A 2,222-nucleotide genomic window follows, 5' to 3' on the forward strand; every position below is an offset into this window, starting at 1 on the left:
ACCGAGACCACCGCACGCCTGTTCCCGGTCGTCGACACCCTCGACCCGGGCAGGCCCGCACGCACCGTCACCGGACCGGGTCTTCGATCGCCGCCGCTACGCCTATCTGGCCCTGGCACTGGCCGCTCTCGGGCGGGCCGGCGAGCAGATCACGCTCTCCGAACTCGCCGAGCAGGTGACGGCCTACAGCGGACAGATCGACGGACTCGACCTGTCCCCCGATCGGGCCGCCGACCGGGATGCCTTCGTGGACGCGGTCGGCTGGCTCGCGGCGCGCGGCGCACTCACCCTGGCCGACGGTGACGCGGGTGGCTGGGCCGCCGACCCGGAGGCGGGCGAGGCCCTCTACGACATCGACCGCGCCGTGGTCTTCGCGCTGTTCCGCCCGTCGCGCGCGCTGCAACATCTGGACAGCGTGGCGGGGCTGCTCGGGGAGGACACGACGCCTTCCGGCGACGACCGGGTGGTGGATCCGGCCGCGATCGCGCGCGAGGTCCGCCGGGCGGTGGTCGAGCGTCCGGTCGTCTACGCCGCCGATCTCACCGGTCCGCAGCGGGCGGCGCTCGCGCAGGACGCGCTGATCGCCGGGGTGGAGGCTTTCACCGGACTGCGCGCGGAGCGGCGGGCCGAGGGCGTCGCCTTGATCGACACCTCCGGGCGGCTCTCGGACGTGCGGTTCCCCGGCACGGGCACCCTCGCTCAGGTAGGCCTGTTGCTGATCACCGAAATCGCCGACCTCGTCCTCGATCTCGACGACCCGCGGCCGCGCAGGCCGATGGCGTCGGCCGGTTCGGCGGACCTGCGCGCCGCGCTCGACAGCGCGATTCCCGAGGCCACCCTGTTCGCGCCGATGGTCGGCGGGCCCGCCGCGGACGACCCGTTCGGCGACGCCACGGGTCCGGATGACCGGATGCCGGATGAATACGCCGAACAGCCGCCGCCCGAGACCTATCCGTTCGTCGGCGCCGATCGGCTACAGGCGATCATCGGTGTGCTCACCGAGCGCTACGGCTCGACCTTCGCCGCCCACTGGCTCACCGACCTGGCCGGCCTGACCGCCGAGGTACTCGAGCTGTTGCGCCGGCTGCGTCTGGTGCATCCGGTAGCCGACGGTGTGCTGGTGCTGCCCGCGCTGGCGCGTTACCGGGGCGCGGTGGTGTCGGTGCGCGCACGGCGTGCCGAGGAATTGTTCGTCAGCGCCGCGGAGGCAGGCGCGAGTGGTTCGGAGGGGATCTGACATGTCGGTCATCCACGGCGGTGTGCGTTTCGTCCCGGCCAGGGCCGGAATCATCAATCTCTGGGACTACCGCGACCAGGAGTTCTGCTTCGCCGACGGCAGGCTGGTGCTGCGCGGCCCGAACGGCTCGGGCAAGACCAAGGCGCTCGAGGTGCTGTTCCCCTTCGTCCTGGACGGGCGCATCGAGCCGCGGCGGTTGAACCCGTTCGCGGGCGAGGAACGCACCATGAAGTCGAATCTGCTGTACCGCAAGCAGGATTCGGCCTACTCGTATGTGTGGATGGAGTTCGCCCGCGGGCGCTGGGCGGATCCCGAAGTCGTCACCGTCGGCATCGGCATGCGCGCGACCCGGTCCTCGGACAAGGTGACCCGCTGGTATTTCGTCGCCGACGGCCGGGTGGGCGTCGACTTCTCCCTGCTCGGTCCGGACGACCGCCCGCTGACCCGCAAGCAACTGGCCGAGCAGATCGGCGCCGACAGCATCGTGGACCGTCCGGTGGAATACCGCGCCGCCATCGACGCCCGCATGTTCGGCCTCGGCGCCCAGCGCTACGACCAGCTGATCAACCTCATCCTCACCCTGCGCCGCCCGCAGCTGGCCAAGAACCTCGACCCGCGCGGCCTGTCCCAGGCGCTGACCGGCGGCCTGCGCCCACTCGACGACCAGCTGATCCTCGACGCGGCTCGTTCCTTCAGCGACATGGAAGAGGTCGGCCGGACCCTGACCGGTCTGGTGCATGCCGACACCGCCACGCGCGCCTTCGTCGGCGTCTACCGCAAGTATCTGGCGGTGCAGGCCAGGACCGAGGTCGAGCAGGTCGGTGCCCGGCTCGACGCGGTGACCCACGCGAGCACCGCACTGTTCGCGGCGACCGAACTGCGCCGCCGCCGCGAAGCCGAACGCACCGCCGCCGAGGCGCGCGCCGACGACGCCGACCGCGCCTATGAGCAGGCCCGCACCGATCGTGAAGCGCTGCAACGCTCC

2 pseudogenes are annotated in these 2,222 nt (G+C 71.6%); both read left to right on the top strand.

Annotated elements, in window-relative coordinates:
* Positions 1-1,237, top strand: a pseudogene (locus tag ON26_RS15475) (DUF2398 family protein); the annotation flags it as partial.
* Between the two features lies 1 nt (position 1,238).
* Positions 1,239-2,222 (top strand): annotated as a pseudogene (locus tag ON26_RS15480) (endonuclease); the annotation flags it as partial.

The sequence above is a fragment of the Nocardia higoensis NBRC 100133 genome, from assembly GCF_000308595.1.
GTDB lineage: Bacteria > Actinomycetota > Actinomycetes > Mycobacteriales > Mycobacteriaceae > Nocardia > Nocardia higoensis.